The sequence below is a fragment of the Myroides guanonis genome (assembly GCF_900114085.1).
GTDB classification, from domain to species: domain Bacteria; phylum Bacteroidota; class Bacteroidia; order Flavobacteriales; family Flavobacteriaceae; genus Flavobacterium; species Flavobacterium guanonis.
Map to the genome: position 1 here is coordinate 21543 of NZ_FORU01000011.1, position 21663 is coordinate 43205.

At 32.6% G+C, this 21663-nt stretch carries 15 protein-coding genes; 8 read left to right on the forward strand and 7 right to left on the reverse strand.

All coding sequences use genetic code 11. From position 1 onward, the window contains the following. The first annotated feature begins 30 nt into the window (after positions 1-30). The 6 genes from BM024_RS09670 (at position 31) to BM024_RS09695 (ending at position 8422) form a co-directional block, all read left to right on the forward strand. Entirely contained in the window at positions 31-705 is a 675-nt protein-coding gene (locus BM024_RS09670; protein WP_090679680.1) for a response regulator transcription factor, read from the forward strand. Positions 706-709: 4 nt separating this feature from the next. After that, entirely contained in the window at positions 710-2059 is a 1350-nt protein-coding gene (locus BM024_RS09675; RefSeq protein ID WP_090679682.1) for a HAMP domain-containing sensor histidine kinase, read from the forward strand. Positions 2060-2164: 105 nt separating this feature from the next. Beyond that, a complete protein-coding gene (locus tag BM024_RS09680) occupies positions 2165-3445 on the forward strand; it encodes a TolC family protein (RefSeq protein ID WP_245753883.1) in 1281 nt (426 codons plus the stop codon). A 19-nt stretch (positions 3446-3464) separates the two neighbouring features. After that, positions 3465-4568, forward strand: a complete 1104-nt coding sequence (locus tag BM024_RS09685) for an efflux RND transporter periplasmic adaptor subunit (RefSeq protein WP_090679684.1) — start codon at positions 3465-3467, stop codon at positions 4566-4568. Position 4569: 1 nt separating this feature from the next. After that, positions 4570-7653: an efflux RND transporter permease subunit gene (locus tag BM024_RS09690; protein WP_090679686.1), complete on the forward strand. Its 3084-nt coding sequence runs from the start codon at positions 4570-4572 to the stop codon at positions 7651-7653. A 364-nt stretch (positions 7654-8017) separates the two neighbouring features. After that, complete coding sequence (locus BM024_RS09695) at positions 8018-8422, forward strand: hypothetical protein (protein ID WP_143077753.1); 405 nt, start codon at positions 8018-8020, stop codon at positions 8420-8422. A gap of 88 nt (positions 8423-8510) precedes the next feature. Here the strand turns inward: BM024_RS09695 and BM024_RS09700 are convergent, their stop codons facing one another. From BM024_RS09700 to BM024_RS09710, 3 genes are all read right to left on the reverse strand, one after another. Continuing rightward, positions 8511-10547, reverse strand: coding sequence for a dipeptidyl-peptidase 3 family protein (locus BM024_RS09700; protein ID WP_090679689.1), 2037 nt, complete (start codon positions 10545-10547; stop codon positions 8511-8513). An 84-nt stretch (positions 10548-10631) separates the two neighbouring features. Further along, the gene (locus tag BM024_RS09705) at positions 10632-11966 is read right to left on the reverse strand and encodes a peptide-N-glycosidase F-related protein (protein WP_143077754.1); all 1335 of its coding nucleotides are present in this window, start codon (positions 11964-11966) and stop codon (positions 10632-10634) included. A 188-nt stretch (positions 11967-12154) separates the two neighbouring features. After that, entirely contained in the window at positions 12155-12907 is a 753-nt protein-coding gene (locus BM024_RS09710) for an NYN domain-containing protein (protein ID WP_090679693.1), read from the reverse strand. A gap of 230 nt (positions 12908-13137) precedes the next feature. Here BM024_RS09710 and BM024_RS09715 point away from each other — a divergent pair, with 230 nt between their 5' ends. Then, a complete protein-coding gene (locus BM024_RS09715) occupies positions 13138-15540 on the forward strand; it encodes a TonB-dependent receptor (protein ID WP_090679695.1) in 2403 nt (800 codons plus the stop codon). A 42-nt stretch (positions 15541-15582) separates the two neighbouring features. Here the strand turns inward: BM024_RS09715 and BM024_RS09720 are convergent, their stop codons facing one another. The 4 genes from BM024_RS09720 to BM024_RS09735 form a co-directional block, all read right to left on the reverse strand. Next, a complete protein-coding gene (locus BM024_RS09720) occupies positions 15583-16548 on the reverse strand; it encodes an alpha/beta hydrolase (protein ID WP_090679696.1) in 966 nt (321 codons plus the stop codon). A 30-nt stretch (positions 16549-16578) separates the two neighbouring features. Then, positions 16579-18054 carry a cardiolipin synthase gene (gene cls / locus BM024_RS09725; protein WP_090679697.1) on the reverse strand — a complete coding sequence of 492 codons (1476 nt, stop codon included), beginning with the start codon at positions 18052-18054 and terminating at the stop codon, positions 16579-16581. A gap of 58 nt (positions 18055-18112) precedes the next feature. After that, positions 18113-18490 (reverse strand): nuclear transport factor 2 family protein, encoded by a 378-nt coding sequence (locus BM024_RS09730; RefSeq protein ID WP_090679699.1) that lies wholly within the window; start codon positions 18488-18490, stop codon positions 18113-18115. An 838-nt stretch (positions 18491-19328) separates the two neighbouring features. Next, positions 19329-19937 carry a hypothetical protein gene (locus BM024_RS09735; protein WP_090679701.1) on the reverse strand — a complete coding sequence of 203 codons (609 nt, stop codon included), beginning with the start codon at positions 19935-19937 and terminating at the stop codon, positions 19329-19331. A gap of 810 nt (positions 19938-20747) precedes the next feature. Here BM024_RS09735 and BM024_RS09740 point away from each other — a divergent pair. Next, a complete protein-coding gene (locus BM024_RS09740; protein WP_143077755.1) occupies positions 20748-21476 on the forward strand; it encodes a carboxypeptidase-like regulatory domain-containing protein in 729 nt (242 codons plus the stop codon). The last annotated feature ends 187 nt before the right edge of the window (positions 21477-21663 follow it).

Consider the following 21663-nt stretch of genomic DNA (forward strand, 5'->3'; position numbering starts at 1 on the left):
ATAAAGACTAATTTATAAAATTTTATATACGTGACTATTTTAGTAGTAGAGGACGATTTACAAATAAGCAACTTTATAATAAAAGGTTTGGAAGAGCATGGTTTTTCAGTACACTTAGCCAAATCTGGTGAGGTTGCTCGAGAAATGATTCAAGATACTGAATGGGACTTAATATTATTGGATATTATGTTGCCTGGAATTGACGGTATGCAATTGATTCAATTTATTAGATATAGAAAAATCTATACTCCTATTCTTGTCCTAAGTGCTTTAAATGCGACAAGCGATAAGACTCAAGCTTTAGACTATGGAGCAGATGATTATTTATCTAAGCCTTTTCATTTTGAAGAACTACTATCTCGCATTAAAGCTTTAACAAGACGTGCAAAATTTAATTATGATAGTCTGGAAGAAAGTCATGTTTGTGGTGCACTGAAAATAAATCCTGAGGCACATTTAGTGACTTTGAATGAAATTCCTATAACCTTATCTCCTAGAGAATATAAGCTCCTATTATACTTAATGGAAAATAAAAACAAAGTAGTTTCTCGCACTCAAATATTAAATGCTGTTTGGGGTATTCAGTTCGACAACAATACCAATGTAGTGGATGTATATGTTTCTTATTTGAGGACTAAATTAGATGGTAGTTCAGAAAAATTAATACACACTATTAAAGGAACTGGCTACATACTTAAAGACTAAATATATGAAGTTACGAAATCGACTTACCTATTTATCTTCTCTTACTTTTGGAATTGTCTTTATCTGCACTTCTTTGCTGGTGTATATTGTGTTCTATAATAGTTCAGAAAAAATGTATTTCGATAATTTAAAAAGTACGAGTTTACTAACTGCTTTTTACTATTTAGAAAAAGATGAATTACCTCAATCTCAACACTCTAGTATCCGTAAAGACTTTCAGAATACGGTAAATAGTTCTATGGTAGCCATCTACAATAGCAGAAATGAAATAGAATATGGAGCTCTCTATAACGATTCTAATATCACCGTAGAAGATTTAAATAAAGTTCGAAAACTTCAAAAAGCGCAATTTAAAAGAGGCGGTAATTTTTACTATGGCATATACTATCCTGACAATCAAGGAGATTTTGTTGTCTTCGTAAAGTCGTCATCTGAGGCCTTTCAAAAACAAGCAAACAATCTACTTCTTATTATTCTAACTGTTTTATGTCTAGGACTTACACTAATCTATTTGCTGAGTAAGCGATTGTCGAAGCTAGCATACAAACCGATCCAACAAGTGGTTCATCAAATTAATCAAATCGACTATTCAAATCTCAAACAAGGAATAGCGACTACCAACACGCATGATGAGGTCGATGAATTAATCCAAACATACAACCAGTTAATTTCTAGACTATCTGAAAACTTTCTAATTCAGAAAAATTTCATCAATTATGTTTCTCATGAATTCAAAACTCCTCTTACAGCTATATCAGGAAATTTAGAAGTCTTTGCACAAAAAGAAAGAACTGCAGAAGAATATCAAAAAGTAGCAAAAGATGCTTTAGAAAACGTTTATAAGATAGAATCCATATTATCGAATTTATTACTTATGTCTGGATTAAGTCAGGTAAACACTTCTAAAAGTACTTTTCGTATTGACGAAGTACTTTGGAATATTCTGGACATTTTAAACAATCAAAGTATAACTAATCAAGGTCGACTAAATGTTGACCTACAAGTTGATAATGCAGTTCTATTAGAGTTTCAAGGAAATGAAACGTTACTGCAACTAGCTCTATTCAATCTTGTTGAAAATGCCCTAAAATACTCACTGCCCAATGTAGTTGTTATCACTTTACAAGAGCTTAATGGTAAACTTCAGATTCAAATACGCGATGAAGGAACTGGTATTTTGGAATCCGATTTAGAGTTTATTGGTCAAACCTTTTTTAGAGGTAAAAACGTTAAAGACATAAAAGGAAATGGTATTGGTCTTTCTTTAGCAAAGCTTATTTTTGAGCAGCATCACATATCATTTCACATTCAATCCACCTATGGAGTTGGAACTACTATCACTCTATTATTTTGAAGGAAATAATTTTCTAATCAAACTCTAATCTTGCTTTAATCGTCTTTTAATTTCACTCGAAGTTTCTTGTAATCTTCCAATGGTACTTTTGGAATCTAAAACAAGATGATTTTGAAAAGATTATTTACAGTAGCCATCACCTTAGCAGGTATTTTAATTGCAGCTGCACAGCCTAAAGAAAAGCTTCTTTTAACCAAACAAGAAGCAGAATCCCTCTTTTTACACCAAAATTTAGAATTATTGGCTTCTAGGCTAGAAATATCACAAGCAGAAGCACAGCTACTTCAATCTAAATTTTGGCCTAACCCTACTTTTTCTATCAGTGATGTTAACTTATGGAAAAATAGTACTGTTGAAGAACAACCTCCTATTATAAATGAATGGGGTAAAACAACTCAGTTCTCTTTAGAGATTGAACAAATTATTCAAACAGCGGGAAAAAGACGCAAGAATCTAGCTCTAAAAAACCTTACAGTTAAGGAAAAAGAATATGAATTTGAAATTGTTTTAAGACAGCTAAAATTAGACTTGCGAAATACTCTCACAAAACTTCAATTTCAAAATGCTATTCAAATACTGTATAAAGAACAAATTGTATCAACAGATAAATTAATACAAGCTTATCAATCACAATTAAAGCAAGGTAATATTAGTCAAGCTGAATATATTCGATTAAAAGCTGCTGCGATGCTCTTTAAGAAAGAGCTTACAGAGGCTACGAAAGAATATGAAAGTGCATCAGCTAATTTAAAAACTCTTTTAGGCCTTTCTTCAAATTATGACATTGAGATCACAGAATCTTTAGAAATACCAAAAACGAAAGTATCTGAAATAGAAATAGAAAACTTGACCCATCAAGCAAACGAAAGTCTACCCGAGATCTTATTGGCAAAAAACTTCGGATTACAAGCAGATAAACAACTAGCTATTGAAAAAGCAGACTGCGTCCCAGACTTAGCTTTTTCTGTTAGTTATGACCGAGCCGGAAACATCATGCAAAACTTTGTAGGTGTTGGTCTTTCTTTTGACTTACCTGTATTCAATAGAAACAAAGGAGCTATTAAAGAAGCGCAACTAGAAATTGAAAAACAGGCTTTTGAATATGAAAACAAAATCATTCAAAACTCCAATGACATTCAAGAGGCTTTTAACCACTATAAACAATCTCTTGAACTCTACACTAGTATTGAACCAGATTATGAAGCAACACTAGATCTATTGATTTCTTCATATCATCAGAATTTCATAAATAAAAATGTGAGCTTGATTTCTTATTTGGACTTTGTTGATGCCTACCTAGAGAACAAGACACTTATTCTTGAAACTCAAAAAGACCTAATAGACAACTTTGAACTGCTAAAATTTACCACTGGTAAAGAACTTTAAATCCTTTATATCTCAGATTATGTTAAAGAAAAAAATACTATTCTTTGGTCTTATTGCTGTATTAAGCATCTCTTGTAAAAAAGGAAGTAGTGTATCTACTCCTACTACACTAGCACCATATTGTATCCCACAGGCCTTAAAAGACGAGCTACAATTTGAAAAGATTAAAAAGCAAAAAGTAGAACAAACGCTTACACTTTCAGGAACTATTCAATACAATGATAACAAAACAATTCCTTTTGTAAGTTTACAAGATGGGGTTATAACACAGACCTATTTCTCTTTGGGTGATTTCGTTAAAAAAGGGCAACTTCTAGCAGAGTTAAAAAGCTCTTCTTTAAATGAAATGTCCGACCAAATTAGAGGTCTGAAGTCACAAATAGAAGTTGCTAAACGCAATTACACTGCAACACTAGAAATGTTTAATGATGGAATTTCTTCACAAAAAGAATTGATTGAGGCACAATCTGATTTAGAGGTTCTTAAATCGAATCTTATCACATTAGAAAGCAATATGGATTTATACAGTGCAAACGAGTCTAAATCTGTTTTTCAGGTCAAGTCTCCTAGTGATGGATATATTGTTTCAAAAGACATCAATCCAGGTATGTCAATTCAGGCTGGAGAATCCACACTATTTACTGTTGCTAATTTAGATGAAGTATGGATTATGGCAAACATATACGCTTCATATGCACCTTTAGTACATACAAATCAAACAGTTAAAATAAAGACATTAGCGCATCCCAACACTTACTTTGAAGGGAAAATTTCTTTTGTTTCACAAGTTTTTGATGAAGAAGAGCGCGTTTTAAAAGCGCGTATTGTAATGAGCAATCAAGAAGGTAAATTAAAACCAGGAATGTCTGCGGATGTTATTCTCAATATAGAAGCTACAAATGAAGAGGCTATAGCAATACCTATGGAGGCAATAATTTTTGACAACAATCAAAGCTATGTTGTAATCTACCAAGACGATTGCAATCAAGAGGTTAGACTTGTTGATAGTGTGGCTAAAAACGAGTTATATATGTATGCAACAAACAATTTTAAAGAAGATGAAGTTGTTATCACGACCAACGAGTTATTGATTTTTGAAGAACTAAATTCTAGAAAAAAGTAAGATGCAAAAATTAGTAAAAAACATTGTCGCCTTCTCCCTCAAAAATACTTTCATCATTCTTTTTGGTGTGATATTACTATTGTTTGGAGGAATCTACAGTTACATTCATACACCTATTGAAGCGTTTCCAGATGTGACCAATACAAGAGCTAGAATTATAACACAATGGCCAGGGAGAAGTGCAGAAGAGATTGAAAAATTCATTACGCTTCCCATTTCAAAAGAAATGAATACCATTCCAGATAAAGCAGAAGTTCGTTCAATATCTTTATTTGGATTATCTGTTGTAACGGTTTTATTCGATGATAATGTAGAAGATTTTTATGCACAGCAATACGCTTCAAACAGAATGGGAAGTGTATCTCTACCAGAGGGTGTAGATTATGAAATTGAAGCTCCATCAGGAGCTACAGGAGAAATTTTCAGATACATAATTGAGAGCGATTTACCTATAAAAGAGGTCTCCGCAATACAAGATTGGACTATTGAACGAGAATTATTATCTGTACTAGGAGTTGCTGATGTTGTAAGTTTTGGAGGAGAAGAAAAAATATTCGAAATTCAGATTAACCCCACTGAACTACTTCACTACGATATTTCCCCTTTAGATGTATATGAAGCTGTTGAGAAAAGCAACATTAATGTGGGTGGAGATGTAATTCAAAAAGGAAATCAATCTTATGTAGTTCGAGGAGTTGGGCTATTAGATGATATAAAAGATATTGAAAACATTCTAATTGAAATAAAAGGGAGCACTCCTATCCTAGTTAAACATGTAGCAAAAGTTGTAATAGGTGCAAAGCCAAGGCTTGGACAAGTAGGTTATCAAGATGAAAATGATGTTGTTCAGGGCATTGTAGTAATGCTTCGCGGCCAAAACCCCAATGAAGTAATAGAAGGTTTAAAAGCTAGAATATCGGATTTAAACGAGCGTATTCTCCCACATAATGTAAAGATTGTTCCTATCATAGATCGAACAGAATTAGTTAATACAACGGTTCATACAGTAACAAAGAATCTAATTGAAGGTATTGTTTTAGTTTCTATTATAGTTTTTGTTTTTCTATACAATTGGCGTACTACATTTATTGTAGCTTCAGTAATTCCACTAGCCTTCTTATTCGCAATTGTAATGCTTAAAATTCAAGGTTTGCCTGCTAACCTTATTTCGATGGGAGCTCTTGATTTCGGTTTATTATTGGAAGGAACTCTGGTCATTGTCGAACATGTTTTTGTAGGCCTCGAAAAACAAGCCAAGAATGTAGGAATGAAGCGATTCAACAAAATGTCTAAGTCAGGTATTATTAAAAGAAGTGCGGGTAGTGTAGCTGGTTATATATTTTTCGCCTTATTGATATTAATCGTTGCATTACTTCCAATTTTCTCTTTCCAAAAAGTAGAGGGTAAAATGTTTTCTCCACTAGCCTTTACGTTGGGATATGCTTTATTGGGTTCTTTGATATTGAGCTTAACCTATGTTCCTGCTATGTGTAAATTGTTATTAACTAAGAATATTGTGGAAAGAGAAAATATTATCTCAAGGTTTTTTAGAAAAAACATTTATCGCATGTTTACTTGGAGTTTCAAACGCAAGAAATTCACTATGATTGGTTTTGGAATACTATTGGTCCTATGTGGTATAAAATTCCACTATTATGGTTCTGAATTTCTTCCCAAACTAAATGAAGGAGCTATTTATGTGCGAGCTACCCTTCCGAATAGTATACACTTAGATGAATCCGTTCGTTTAACTCAGGAAATGAAAGCCGACTTACAAAACTTTGAAGAGATTAAATTTATAATGACGCAAACGGGTAGACCTAATGATGGAACAGACCCTACTGGATTCTTCAATATAGAATTTCATATTGAACTAAAACCAGAAAAAGAATGGAAACGTTCTGTATCTAAAGAAGTTATACTAGCTGAGATGCGTGAAGTTTTAGAAAAATACCCTGGTATTAATTTTGGTTTCAGCCAACCTATTCAAGATAATGTAGAAGAATATGTAGCAGGTGTAAAAAGTTCTTTAGTAATTAAGATTTTTGGAGATGATTTGTTTGATCTTGAAAAAATGGCAAATCAAGTAGCTCAATCTATCGAAAGCGTTGAAGGGATAACTGATATTAATGTTTATAAAAATATTGGACAACCAGAGCTACGAATTCAATTACACGATTCAAAAATGGCGCGTTATGCTGTTACTACTGCCGATGCACAAGCTGTTATAGCTATGACTATCGGTGGACAAGCTGCAACAACACTATATGAGAATGAACGCCAATTCGATGTGGTCTTACGCTTTCAAAAAGAGAGTCGAAACACTGCAGAAAAGGTTGAAAATATTCTAATTCCTACACTTGATGGAAAACAAGTTCCTCTAAAAGAAATTGCGACTATAGATTATCACACAGGTCCTGCATTTATTTATAGAGAGGGTAATAGTCGTTATATAGGTGTTGGATTTAGTATAGAAGGCAGAGATTTAGGTAGCACTATTGCAGAAGCTAAAGCTAAAGTAGCTCAAGAAGTTAAACTCCCTCCTACTAATAAAATGGAATGGGCAGGTGAATTTGAAAGTAAAGAACGCGCTACCAAACAATTGATGATAGTGGTTCCTATTTCTTTAATTCTAATCTTAATGTTATTGTATTTTAATTTTGGTAAGGTAAAAGAAACGGTTATCTCTGCTGTTACTATCTTATTTGCTTTCATTGGAGGTTTTTTATCCCTATGGATTACAGGAACTACCTTTGGAATCTCTGCTGGGATTGGATTTATAATTCTATTTGGTGTAGCTACGATTGATGGTATTTTATTAATCGGTGTGATGAAAGAAAATTTGAGACACCGAATGTCATTAGAGCAAGCAATATCTGAGGGGGTTAGAAGTAGAATTCGTCCCGTTATAATGATTGCATTAATGGGTGCAATGGGTTTACTTCCTGCTGCTCTCTCAAATGGTATGGGTTCAGAAATTCAAAAACCACTTGCAATAATGATTGTCGGAGGTTTGCTTATTTGTATGGTTTTATCATTTACAGTATTACCTCAAGTTTTTTATTGGGCGTATAGAAAGAAATAGTTTTTTATTAATTTGTTTTTTAAGTTGATTAAGAGGGTTTTATATTTTAGAGCCCTCTTTTTTAAATATTGAAACAACATCATCTGATATTTTGTAATAAGACAAAAAAATTAAAATATAATGAAAGTGATTTTTCTGTTGACAAAATTGATTTATGTTATTTGCTTTTTAGAACAGTCTGAATTTTTACTACATTTATGAAGTGAAACAACAAACAACGTCTTAATATCATAAGCTGTGACCATTTTAGTAGTAGAAGACGATTCGCAAATAAGTAGCTTCATTATTAATTGTCACGACAATCTATACGTTTACCTCAAAGTTCACTTGGAAATGGAAATACTTCACTAATAATCAGATGAAAATGAAACTAAATTTAAAAAACGTGTTTTTATATTTGAGCGTTTTAACTTTTATAATAAGCCTATTCTTACCTGTCCATCTTATTTTTACTACTCCTCATGATTATTTTGGATATATCTATGCTTCACTGGGATGGATGTCATTTCCAAATTTAGATTTCTTTTGTTGGATTAGTAACTTTACCTTGCTCCTAGGGTGGTTTTTCTATAAAAAAAAGATAGGACTTATCTTTAACCTATTAACTCTTATTTTGATGTCTTTATACGGTATCAATCATATTTTAGAATTAGATTTTTTTATAATAGATGAATATTCATTACCCCTATTTGGTTATTGGTTTTGGTTGCTTTCTCCTGTTTTTCTATTGGTTTCTCAAATAAAGCAACACAACAATGGCTTGTTTTAATATTACAGAGAAACGAATTCTATTAAAAATATAATCATAAAAAAAGACCGCCTTTAGAGACGGTCTTTAATTTTAGATGTAAACAGTTTTAGTTCACTTCTGGTAAGAAGTTGTATGTTTTAGAATAATACAACATTTGTTCCTCAAATGATTTAGGTTGGTTGATTTCAAATCCTGTAATTTCCCCTGCTTCATTTGTAATAGGTGAAATAACTGGATTCACAAATCCTCTATAAGCAGCAGATTTAAACTTAGAATTTCTGCTTAATACTTCTTTGTGAATAGCTTGATCAACTTTTACTCCGTAGTTCTCAACTAAAGCTTGTGCAGCTTTATAATCTCCTTCAGATTTGATACGTTGTGTTTCTTGCAATAGCTGTCCAAATAAATCGTGTAATTTTTTATAATCAGTTATGTTGAAATACGTTTTTCCATCACGAACCACTTTTTCAATCACATTATCCTTTTTACCTTTTTCAAACACCCATGCACTCACCCATTGACGATTTCTCATATGAGCCTCTTCGATATCAGCACCTGGTTCTAAACGAATTAATTGAGTCATCAATCCATTTCTAATATAACCATCATAGGCAGCTTTACCAACATTTTCCCAGTTATCAACCAATCCTAATTCCTGTAATTTAGGGCTGTATAAATAGAAAAGTCCTACTAAGTCAGCACGTCCTTCTTCCAAAGTAGAAGCATAACTTTTAAGTGTTTCTTTTGGTGAACCAACTCCAGGGTTTATTTGTCCAGATGCATGTCCAACAACTTCATGAAGTGCTGTATGTAATTTATCTGATATTTCTCCGTATTTCTCTTGTAATGCAATCTCTTCTTCATCATTTGCAAATTCTTTCAAACGGTCTGAACCTCCTGCATGATTATAAGCATCAATTATATTACCTAATGAAATAGATTTAGAACCATGTTCAGCTCTAATCCAATCAGCATTTGGTAAGTTTACTCCAATCGGTGTACTAGGAGAAGCATCTCCTGATTCAGAAGCAACTACAACTGTTTTATATGATACACCTACTACATTCTTTTTCTTATGAGCATCTAATAAAGGTGAGTTATCCTCAAACCATTGTGCTTCTTTAGAAAGTACTTCCATTTTTGCAGACATATCAAAATCTTTGATTTGTACTACACTTTCATAAGAACCTTTATGTCCTAATGGATCGCTATATACTTCAATGAAACCATTATTATAATCAATATTTCCTTCCGTAGCTTCTACCCATGCAACGTTGTATTCATCCCAAACTTTTAAATCTCCTGTTTTATAATACTTGATTAACAATCCAAGAGCATCTGCTTGTTTTTGATTTTCTGCAACTGTTTGTGCTTTTTCTAACCAATAGATAATTTGATCGATAGCTTGTCCATACATTCCTCCACTCTTCCATACTTTATCTACTAATTTTCCATTAGCATCACGTACAAGTTTAGAGTTAAGTCCTGTAGAGATTGGTCTTAAAGGATCATTTGGTAAGTTTTTATAATACTCATCTGCTTCTTCTTCTGTAATACCTTCTCCATAGAAGTTTACTGCTGAACCTTTTAAAAGTCCTTTTGAAAGATCTAGATTTACTTTTTTAGCGTCTACATCATTAAAAAGAATTGCAGCAATTCCTTTATCTAAGTCTGTCTTAGTTTCCGTTAAAAGTTGGTTGAAATAGCTTTCTGAAAAGGCTGGTTTAATCTTGTCATTTGAATAATGATGGTGTATTCCATTAGAGAACCAAACTCTTTTTACATAGACTACGAAGTTTTTCCAGTCTTCGTTTTCTTTGTCTCCAGCATAATTTACATAAATGTTTTCTAAAGCTTTTCTGATTTTTAAGTTGTGCTTGTAGTTTTGATCCCAGATAATATCTCTACCTGCATAACCTGCTTGACTTAAGTAATATACTAAAGTTTGTTCTTTCAAGCTTAAGTTTTCCCAACCTGGAACTTGATAGCGCAATACTTCAATATCAGCGAATTGGTCTACACTAAACTCAAAGTCCCCAGTGTTCTCAATAACTTGCTCTTTCGTTTCTTCTGTTTTGTTTTTGTTACATGCCATTAACATAGTAGAAGCGAGTACTATGCAAGCGATTGTATTTAATTTCATCTTGATAATTTATTTGGTAATCCAACAAATATATAAAATTTTATAAACGTTCTTTTTGAAAACAGGTGCAATCTCTAAGTGCGTTTAGTTTTTAACTACTCTCTCCGTAGTTTTAACGCCATTTCCGAATTCTATTTTTAAGATATAAATTCCCTTAGCTAATTCTGATATATTTAATTCCTTCTCATTAGTCGTCAGTACTATCTGCCCTAAATTATTTATTACGGTTGCACTTTTTAGAATCTCTGATGATTGAATATAAAGTAAATCTGAGGTAGGATTAGGGTATACACTATAACTAGTTTCTTTGATTTCATCAATGGCTAAAGTGCCTAGTTTGTATTTTGAATACATGTATAAAGACAATGGAAAATTACCTTGATTATCTACAAAAACAGCATCAGGAACAGTAATTTTAAATGTATGAGTACCTGCTTCTAAATCTCCAACTGCAATATATCTGTTAGGGATAACATCTCCAGGACACCAGTTGTTCCAATCCATCCACCAGCTATCGCTTTGTTTTGTAGATCCATAAATACCATTACCCTGTGTATTATATTTTCTAAAAGGTTCACAGCTTTTCCCTCCAGGTGTATAGGCCAAGACTTCTTTATCATTAAAATATACAAAATGTTCTCTACGTACATATTCTTCTCCACCTGCATTAGCTCCGTGATTTGAAGTTATTAGATGAAACATCGTCTCAGGTAGATTTTCATTTAATGTGATAGTATATATTTTGGTTGTAGTACCAGGGACATCTGTATTTGTATGTTTATTGAAATTTACATAGGTTGCTATAGGTTGCATATAAAAATCAGCAGCAACATCTCCGCTATCGGAAGTTACTAATGATAATGTACCTTCAAAAACGTCTGTTCTTCCTGCGCAACCTGACACTTCCTTATTAGCTGCATATGGAACACCAAATACAAATAATTCAAACCAAAAATCGTGGTCCTTATTAAAATCAATCGATTTAAAAGCAGCAGCTAGATGAGAAACATCAAACTCATACGGCACTACCGCTGGTTGTTTATTCTTATTCATAAACGGTGTGATGAAACGTCCCACTTCAATACGTTTAGCATTTGCAGAAGTCACAGAATCACCTTTAGGCACTATATTTAAAAACACTCCTCCAATTCTATCGTAATTATCGCAAAGGGCTCCAATCTCAACTTTCATTTTTAATGAGTTTAGAATTTTAGAACGATCCGAATCAGATAATTTAGTTGCATATCTAGTATTGTCTATACGATCTACTCCAGTGGGTACAGAAGCACTAACCGTTTTTGCATATCCATCATAAAAGACTACTTTGTTTAGCAGATTTATTGTTGTTTCTGATTGTCCCCATAGCATTATAGGAAAGCATAAAAAAAAGAGTGTTTTAATCCAAGTAGTTTTGCTCATAGTATTTGTTTTAGGTTAACTGTTTTAAGAAGCTAATATAAGTTTTATTATAATTTTTTCGTAAAAATAATTCAACTCAATATAAATCCTCAGGATAAAACATCAATCAATAAGACAAATCATCTATAATATCAAAATAAACTAACTAATAAACAACACTCCTTCTATTGAACAACTCTATACAACCATTAGATTTTTCGAACTAATGGATGATTCAATCCTTTTACTTGATTATTGACAATCTCATATCCTTTTAAACTGGAAAACATTTGAGTTAGGTTTTTAAATCCGTAAGCACGAGGGTCAAAACTAGGTTTAAGCTTTCGAAGGTTTCCTCCTACTGTTGAAATATATGCTTCAATTTCTTCATCCACAGACATATCGAAAGCTCTATCTATAAGTTTCAACTCACTCTTGGTTAGTTTTTTAACATCCTCATCAAGTGCACTAGCCTTTTTCGCATTACTTCCTGAGCTTTTATCTGCTTCATCTCTATTCTTCACTGAAATTAAGTTCTCACAATAGGTGAAGATTTCACAGGATTGTACGAAAGCATTTGGTGTTTTTCTTTCTCCAACTCCCATCACAAATATTCCTTCTTCACGGATTCGCTTAGCTAGTCCAGTATAATCACTATCACTTGAAACAATGCAAAAACCATCTACCATCTTATCGTGTAATATATCCATAGCATCTATAATCAAAGAGCTATCTGTAGAGTTTTTCCCAGTAGTATAATTAAACTTTTGTATTGGTGAAAAAGACAAATCATTTAATAAATCTTTCCAACTATTCATTTGAGGAGCTGTCCAATCTCCGTAAATTCTACGAACAGTCACCTTGCCATATTTAGACACTTCTTCTAAAATTAGTTCTAGGAGTTTTGCTTGCGCATTATCACCATCAACTAGAATTGCTATATTATTATTCTTATTTTCCATTTTTATTATTTTTAATCCAAAATACGAAAAAACACCTATCTTTTTTTAGAAGAGTGATTGTTTCTCCAAGAATCTTGTTGTTATTTTTTGGTTTTTAACTTGCTATACATTCTTTATTCTTCGTAAAAGCTTTGAAATCTAAGGATATTCTACTTCTAATTTGTAACAAAAATCGATTAAGTACTACTTACTGTATAAATACATTAGTATTATTTTAAATCTCCCATTTTATGAAATCAAAATTACTTTTATTTTTCGCTCTTAGCTGTTTCAGTTTTAGCTTTGCGCAATCTAACGGAAAAGTAAACGGAATTGTATTAGATGCACAATCTAATGAACCTATTTCTTATGCAACCATTACCCTTAAATCTGGTGACACTGTTATTACTGGTGCCCTTTCAGATGATTCTGGAAAATTCTCCGTTGACAAGTTGGCTTTACAAGATTATATAGTAGATGTTCAGTTTATAGGATATACTACTAAAGAATTTAAAATCACTTTGAATGAAGAACAGTCCCAATTAAACTTAGGAACTGTAACCCTAACTCCTGCCTCGACTCAATTAGATGAAGTAACAGTAGTTGCTGAATACTCGACTGTTGAACAGAAAATAGACAGGCGTATTATTAATGTTGGACGAGATTTAACGACTGCAGGGGCTACTGCATCTGAAATAATGAATAACATACCGTCTGTGAATGTAGACCAAGATGGTAAAATATCGCTTAGGGGTAATGCTAATGTTCGTGTCTTGATTGACGGTAGACCAACTAACATTGAACCTTCACAGCTTTTAAAACAAATTCCTTCTACTTCAATTAAGAAAATAGAATTAATTACCAATCCTAGTGCTAAATACAATCCAGAAGGTATGTCAGGTATTATAAATATAGTGCTACATAAAAACACTTCTGACGGATTTAATGGTTCTATCAGTTCTGGAATCACATTAGCTGAGAAAATAAAAAACAACAATACATTGGATATGAATTACCGCAAAGGGAAGGTAAACTTCTTTGGAAATGTTGGGGGTAATTTTGGAGACTATGTAAACGGAGGAGAAGTAAATCGTTTAGATCAAAACTCAAAACAACGTATTGATATGTTAAGTGGTAACGATTCATATCTTTATAAAATAGGAATGGATTATTATATCAACGACAAAAACACTTTGTCGGTTTATACAAATCAGAACAAAAGTAAAGGAACGATGAATGCTGATACGGATATTACTTATCCTATAGGTAGTTTTGACCGTATCCAACAAGCTTCTGTATACGATACTGATAATTTAAATAGTTCTTATAACTTGGCGTTTAAGCATCTTTTCGAAAAAGAGGGGCACACTTTAGATTTAGAGGCTAATTATAATACTGCTACTAATGACCAAGAGGTTTCTTATTTAAATACTATAGGCAACCAGGCTCCATTTAAATATGGAGATGCAACAGATGGAAAAGATGATTTAGTTACTATCAACTTAGATTATGTAAATCCAATTGTAGATAACGGAAAATTAGAATTAGGTATGGAAGCTAGATTGTCTCGCAATGACAATGACTATTCTACGAGTAACCCAGCAGTAGCAGACCACAGTACTTCCAATTATACTTATGATACAGATATTTATTCTGCTTATGCAACCTTTGGCCAAAAGTTCAATAAAATCGGTTATCAAATCGGAGGTCGTTTCGAAAGCTATAAAGTAAATTCAACGTTTGACGGAGAAAAAGGGTTTAAGGATGATTATATTACTTTATACCCTTCTGCTTATATAACTTACGATTTAACAGCTAAAGATATGTTTCAATTGAGTTATAGTAGACGTGTAGACAGACCTGGTATATGGCAAACTAAACCTATCCGTCAATATTCTACTCCTACTATCACTAATATTGGTAATCCTGAGTTGGAGCCTCAATTCACTAACTCTGTAGAATTAAACTATACACGTATGCTATCAAAAGGTTCTTTTACAGCAGGGGTGTTTTACAGAAAGATAAACAATGAAATAAATCATTTGATTTATGATGATTTAGATACAGAGAATCCAAATGATATGATTATGACCTATGGTAATTTCGACACCAATGAATCATATGGTTTTGAATTATCTGCAAATTATAAAATCAATTCATGGTGGGATATTCAACCAGCGATTGACTTTTCAAGTATAAAACAAAAAGGAATTCTATTTATTGTCAATGAACAAACGCAACAATTAGAACCATTCCAACGCAATGTAGATATCCAATCTTTTAATGCTCGTTTAAATTCGAATTTTAAAGTGACGAATCAACTTCGTTTAAATCTATTCGGATTTTATAAAGGAAGTACGGACGGTCTACAATTTAACTCTGAGGAGATGTATAAAATCGATGCAGGTGCTCGTTACACTATGTTAAACAATAAATTGACATTCAGTCTGCGTGTAAACGATATTTTTGACACTATGAAGTTTGCCTTTAAAAGCGACCTACCTTACCCTCAAACAGGTGAATTCACATGGGAAAGTAGATCTGTTTATTTTGGCGTGAATTATATGTTTGGTTCTGGAAAGAACAAATCCCTACAACGTAAATACAGGGATTCTAATACCAAACAAAACAGCAGTTCTGGAGGTTTATTCTAAGCTTCCAACTATTTTTTTCAATTTTACTCAAAAAAGCCACTTCTAATTAGAGGTGGCTTTTTGCATTGTATCTTGTTTTTTCAAAAACGTTATTGTAGCTTCTAATGCTTGCATTCTCGCCTTTTTCTCTGATAGAAATAAGTCATGCATTCCTCCTTTTACTACACATTGCTCTACTTGATTGCCCATTTTCATACCAATACTATGAATATGTTTTACGTTTAGAACAACATCTGTTTGTCTCGCTATTGCAGTGAGTTCTTTAGGTTTAGACGAATGATCTGAATGCATCAATAAGATGGGAACATTAATCTTAGAATGTGCAACCAATCTTTGTGCTTTATAAACGGCTTGAATCCAAGCTAAATATGCCGGAAAAGAGTCGATAGGTTTCTTAACTGTATCAAATTCCCATTCACCGCCATATGTTTTTAATAAACTTTTCCCATAAACTGGTGAAACCCCACCGCTAAACGCCAGATAAGGGTGTAGTTTTAAACCAAACCACATTAACCATGGGATATTCTTTCGCAACAAATAAGGCAAGTTAAACTCCAAAAAAGGAGAGTTCAAAATTAAACCGTGTATACTGTCTTTCTTATCACCTATTAAAGTGTAATAACTCACCAATAATCCACCCGTGCTATGTCCTAAAAAGTACAATTGCGTATTGGGATTTTTATTTAATATAAAATTGATTCCATATTCTAAATCTTCAAAATACTCTGTCATCGACTTACAAAAATTTGGGTGTTGATGACTTAGGTAAGAACGTCCACATTTTCGCAGGTCAATTGCATAAAAATTTATACCATGAGATCCATAAAAATCCAGGAGCTCTAATTGAAAGAAATAATCGTTAAATCCATGTACATATAACAAGGTTTGTTTCGCAAATTTCTTATTTGCTTTAGACTCTATTAGTGTTGTAATCACTTTACCTTCATAGTCTTTCTTACATGTATGTTGATGAGTGATATATTCATCGTGAACAAGGTGTATTGCCATATATTTTTTGTTAGAGGTGTCCTATATTTGTTATAATAACGGTGATAATAATCGAATAAAACTATTTTTAAAACGATGCCATACAGAGCGTTTATACCAACGATTGTAATCAAAACGAGTTGCGTGTTTACAGTCTTCATGAAACATTGCTCTCATTTCATTTGCAACTTCCTTGTCATATATTACAGCATTTACTTCAAAATTCAAATCAAAACTTCGATGGTCTAAATTACAGGTTCCTATAGAGGTTACATCTGAATCGGTTACCAAGGTTTTTGCGTGGACAAATCCTTTGTTGTATCTAAATATCTCTACTCCTACTTTCAATAGTTCTTCAAAATAAGATTCAGAAGCCAATTTCACCAATCTAGAATCGGATTTACCTGGGACCAATATCTTTACCTTTTTTCCACTCATTGCAGCCATGATGATTGCTTGTTGCAAAGACTCATCGGGAATATAATAAGGGGTTGTAATTAGTATTTCACTTTTTGCATGATGTATGGCTTGTAATACGCTGTACAAAATACTTGGTAAATCAGAATCTGGGCCTGATGATATAATTTGCACTGGTGTTTTCTTATTTAGGCTATTGGGGATAATTGGAAAAAACCTTTCAGATATCACTAAATTCTGTTTACTGGAAAAGTTCCAATCACATAGAAAAGCATGTTGTAATCCATAAGCTCCACTCCCATCGATTCTCATATGTGTATCTCTCCAAAACAAATTGTTTTTTTCCTTTTTCCTATTGTCATACTTATCCGATATGTTGATTCCTCCGGTATAACCTATACATCCATCTATTACCACTATTTTACGGTGATTTCTGTAATTCATTCTATTGGCTAGTGCTATCCAAATGATTCTGTTGAAGGGGAAAATTTCTACTCCCGCCGCTTTTAATTTTCTAACAAGGGTTTTTCTAATTGTTCGGCTACCAAAATCGTCATAAATGAATCGTACCTCAACTCCTTCAATGGCTTTCTGTATTAAAACTTCTGCTACTTCGTTTCCAATCTCATCATCTTCATAGATATAATATTCTATGTGTATTTGTTTTTTAGCTGCTTTTAGGTCTTCCAATAAACGGGGAAAAAACACTTCTCCATTTTTGAGTATCTCAACTTCATTTTCAATTAAAAGGGGGCTTTCACCCATATTCACATTTGATAACATGCGAATCAAATCTTTATTTTCTTCTATCAGATCACTACTAGCTTGTTTAAATTCTTGATGAATTGCTTGTAATCGCTTATTTAAATTTTTCCCATATACATCATCTGCTTTTAGCTTTTTAGAATACATCTTACGCTTTCGATAGTTTATACCAAAAGAAAAATAAAAGAGTACTCCCAAAATAGGAACAAAAAAAATGAGCAATAGATATGCTAGAGCTTTAGAAGTAGAATGTGAATCATAGATGATTCGCAGAGCTACTAGAATGAGAAAAAGCAAATAGATTAACTCTACATAAAGCAGCCAATCAGTTAGTATAATTTGCATGAATGATAAATCAAATTTCGAGTGAGAATTACTATTCTCTCTCCTTGTTAAAAGCTAATTAAAAAACACCATCTTCATTCAAGAGTGTTTTAGGTAAGTTTTGCTTAACCTCCCAATATTCATTGATAAGATGTTCTTTAAAGCGAAAAATAAAAACTGCCACATATTCTTCTTTTGATACTGTATTGCAGATTCGAATATGGGCCATAACCAAATCATTCTGTTCTATCAGTCTTAAAAATTGATGCTTGATTTTTTCCTTTTCTAAACTACATTCCTTTAAGTAAGCGATTAAAGCTGTTTTTCCTTTTTTACATTCAACAGTATGATGAATGAACTCAGGTGCTGTATAATTAGCAAAGGCTTTTTCTATAGCGCCTTCAAAAACCAAGTTTACAAACTGTTTCGCAATATCTCTTTTAGGTGTAAATTCCATAGTGTTGCTTTTTGGTGGTACAATAAGTCTAATAAACCTATGTAATAGTCCTATAAATTTACTAAACAATTGTCAATAAGTGGCTATTCGTGTTTTCTTTTTTAATTGGGGATTTGTTGATTCGTAGATATTCAAAGAAGCGAAGAAGCAAAGGGGCTAAAAGGTGAAGGTGGACTTAAATTAGAAAGAGATTGTGGGTCAAGCTAGCAATGACAGGATGAGTGGATGAGTGGATGAGAAATGAGGGAATTCATAGCATTTATACTATTTTCTAGAGTATTAAAAAATATTTTAAAAAATATATCACTACAATATTGTTTTGTAAAATTATATCACTACATTTGAATCGTATTGAAATAGAGACTACTAAGTATTCTATTTCTTTAGAACGTTTGTTTTACACTTAAGATAGGGATTACTTTAAAACAGTAATGCTCTTAGTTTCAACTTGAGCTTTTCAAGTTATCTATTATTCTGAAAGCAAACACTTTTGCAAATTAGGAATATTATTATTTTCACAAGAAATCAATTGAGATTTCATCGCCTTCTTCTTTAGAGTGGAATAGCTTTTGCAAACAACCGCTAACCTCTAAATCCTTTCACAACACGGAGTAAGTAAACACACTTGCTTTAGATTCAAACTTTTTACAATCCGCCAAAATGCGAGCCCAAGTCTTTTATGTATTTTTTCATGGATAGTATTTCTTTTACATTGGCCCTTTATAGCTAGAGTTTTGTTTGACAGACATCCAATGTAAGGGCGGATTGTTTTACATCTCTTTAATCCAAATTGACAAATTACAGTTCATAGTATTGAAGTAATAGAGACTGAAAACAATTAAGTGATGTCGTATTCGTCTTCTTGTTCTTTTAATATTTTTTGAATTTCAGATTCATCCTTTTTCAAATATTCTGAAGCTACATTTTTATCTATGTAAATGGTTTCACGAACTCTTTTAAACGGCATCTTCAAAAAATTATTCATCCTTTGTTCATAGGCGAGTAAACTAGTGATTTCAGTACTTTTTCTTCCTTTAGTAATTGCAGGATCAATTTGAGCAAATAGAATTTTGGAGGTAGTTGGACGCAACAATGCTCCCTTTTCTATAAGAGCCTCAAGAGCTAAAGCCATGCTGTTTGTAAAATCCTTGGTTATTTTACCTTTATTAGCTCTGTTTTTGATGATTTTTTGTGTCTCCTCAGGTAAGTCTTTCAATTTAGGAAGTGGATAATCTGGGTCTGCAAACTTATAATAAGGCAATCCAAAAATTGATGCTATAGCAGTCATTTTGTCAAAAGAAAACGTGATTTCACCTTTTATTAATTTGCGCACATAGGTGCTATTGGTTTTTAAATTGTCGACCACATCAACGATTTCAATTTCGTAGTGCTCTAAATAACGTTGCACTTGCTTACCAAACTGCTTTCTAGATTGCTCTGTATCCATATCAGATTAAATTAAATCATCGAACTGCTTACAGCTTACGCCAACAAATGACTGTTGTACTTATAAAAAAGGCATACAATAGTACTCTTATAGAAAATATATAAATATTTCTACGACAGTACATTACCTTAAAAACAAGGCTACCAAGTCATTAACTGAGTATAAGAAGTAAATACGATGATTGTTTCAGTGTGAAAATAATTATTTTCTTAATATTATCCAAATGAATATATAAAAAAGCATTTTCTAATTTAGAAACTAGTTCTTTTTACTTATTAAACTTTTCAAAGTAAAGAGCACATTTTTTCTCTTACTAAAACATCCACAAGTCTTCGCTATTATTCCCATTCTGTTCAACTGTTTATGAAGTCTTTTATCAAGCAGGAAACACGAATAGATTGACTTATAACTAAGATTCAACGCAGCATGGAAAGCAGTATTTATTGCTATCCATCCATTCCCTTTTTACACTTGGTTTCGCCGAGGAAAAGAAACTTAAAACGAACAAAATTCTTTAACTCTAAATTGTCGCCTATGAAACAAACTTGTTGCGAGGTTTTATCAATTTTAAATAGTTTATCACACATCTCTTAGAAGTAAAACAACCTCCTCTTATGTGAATATAGTATAGGTGAATCATTTGTTAGTTACTAGTTTTAGACCTTTCACATAAGAACAAGACTCCTCTCCTCATCGCGATCTTTCACAACAGCTGAAAACGCGTACCGCTTTTTTATTCTTCTCTTGTTTAATCAGGAGAAGAATAGATTTCAAAACACTAATAGCCGAAATTCAAACAAATCATAGCGAATGAAAACACGTACAGCGTTTTTAAAAACCATTAGCACTACCCTATTATGCTTGCTTTTAGCAATAGGCTATGCACAGAAAAAAGAAACCGTTACTATCAAAGGGAAAATAACCGTTGAAGGAACCAATAAACCACCCATAGGAATAATCAGTCTCATTGAAGTAGGCGCTGCCGATTATTTAATTAAAGGATCCCAAGTGGGACAAGAAAAAGATATTATAGGAACTAACCGCCACACCTTTGTTGAAAAAGATGGCAGTTACTCGTTCACCGTACAAAAAAATGCTACGGTATATCTCCGAGATTTTGGCAATAGATATATTCCCGTAAACTTAGAGAAAATCAATGCTAGCCAAGAAAAAAACTTCAAACTCAAAGAAGTAAAAGGCCCTGAGTTTGAAACTTATAGAAAAAATTCTCCTTTAGACAAATTAAATGCTAAGGAGAAAAAAATTGATATCCACAAAAAAGTAAAAGTATCTGGAAATATCGTCGATGCCAATAATAAGATTATAGACAACGCCACTATCATGCAATCTATTTTCTTCAACCAAGATGGAACCCCCTCTTTTACCCTGAGTGACAAAAATGGAAATTTCGAATATAAAGTTCAAAAAGGAAGTACTATATATATTAATTCTCCAGGGTTAGAAAATAAAGAATACACTGTTTTTTCCGATACAATACTAAAAGTAAAACTGCTGAAAGAGAATCCTTTTAAAAAATAAAATCCTAGAATATAATCTCAATACTTAGCTGTAGACCCTGACCTGGACAACAAACTAAATCTAAGCAAATTCTCTGTCGGACTCGGTGTTTGCAGTTAGGAGCTCCCCATTCTTTAACAGCAAGGTTGGGAATGGGGTATTATTCTAAACTATACCCAACAAACACATTTATCCTATTAAAAACAAC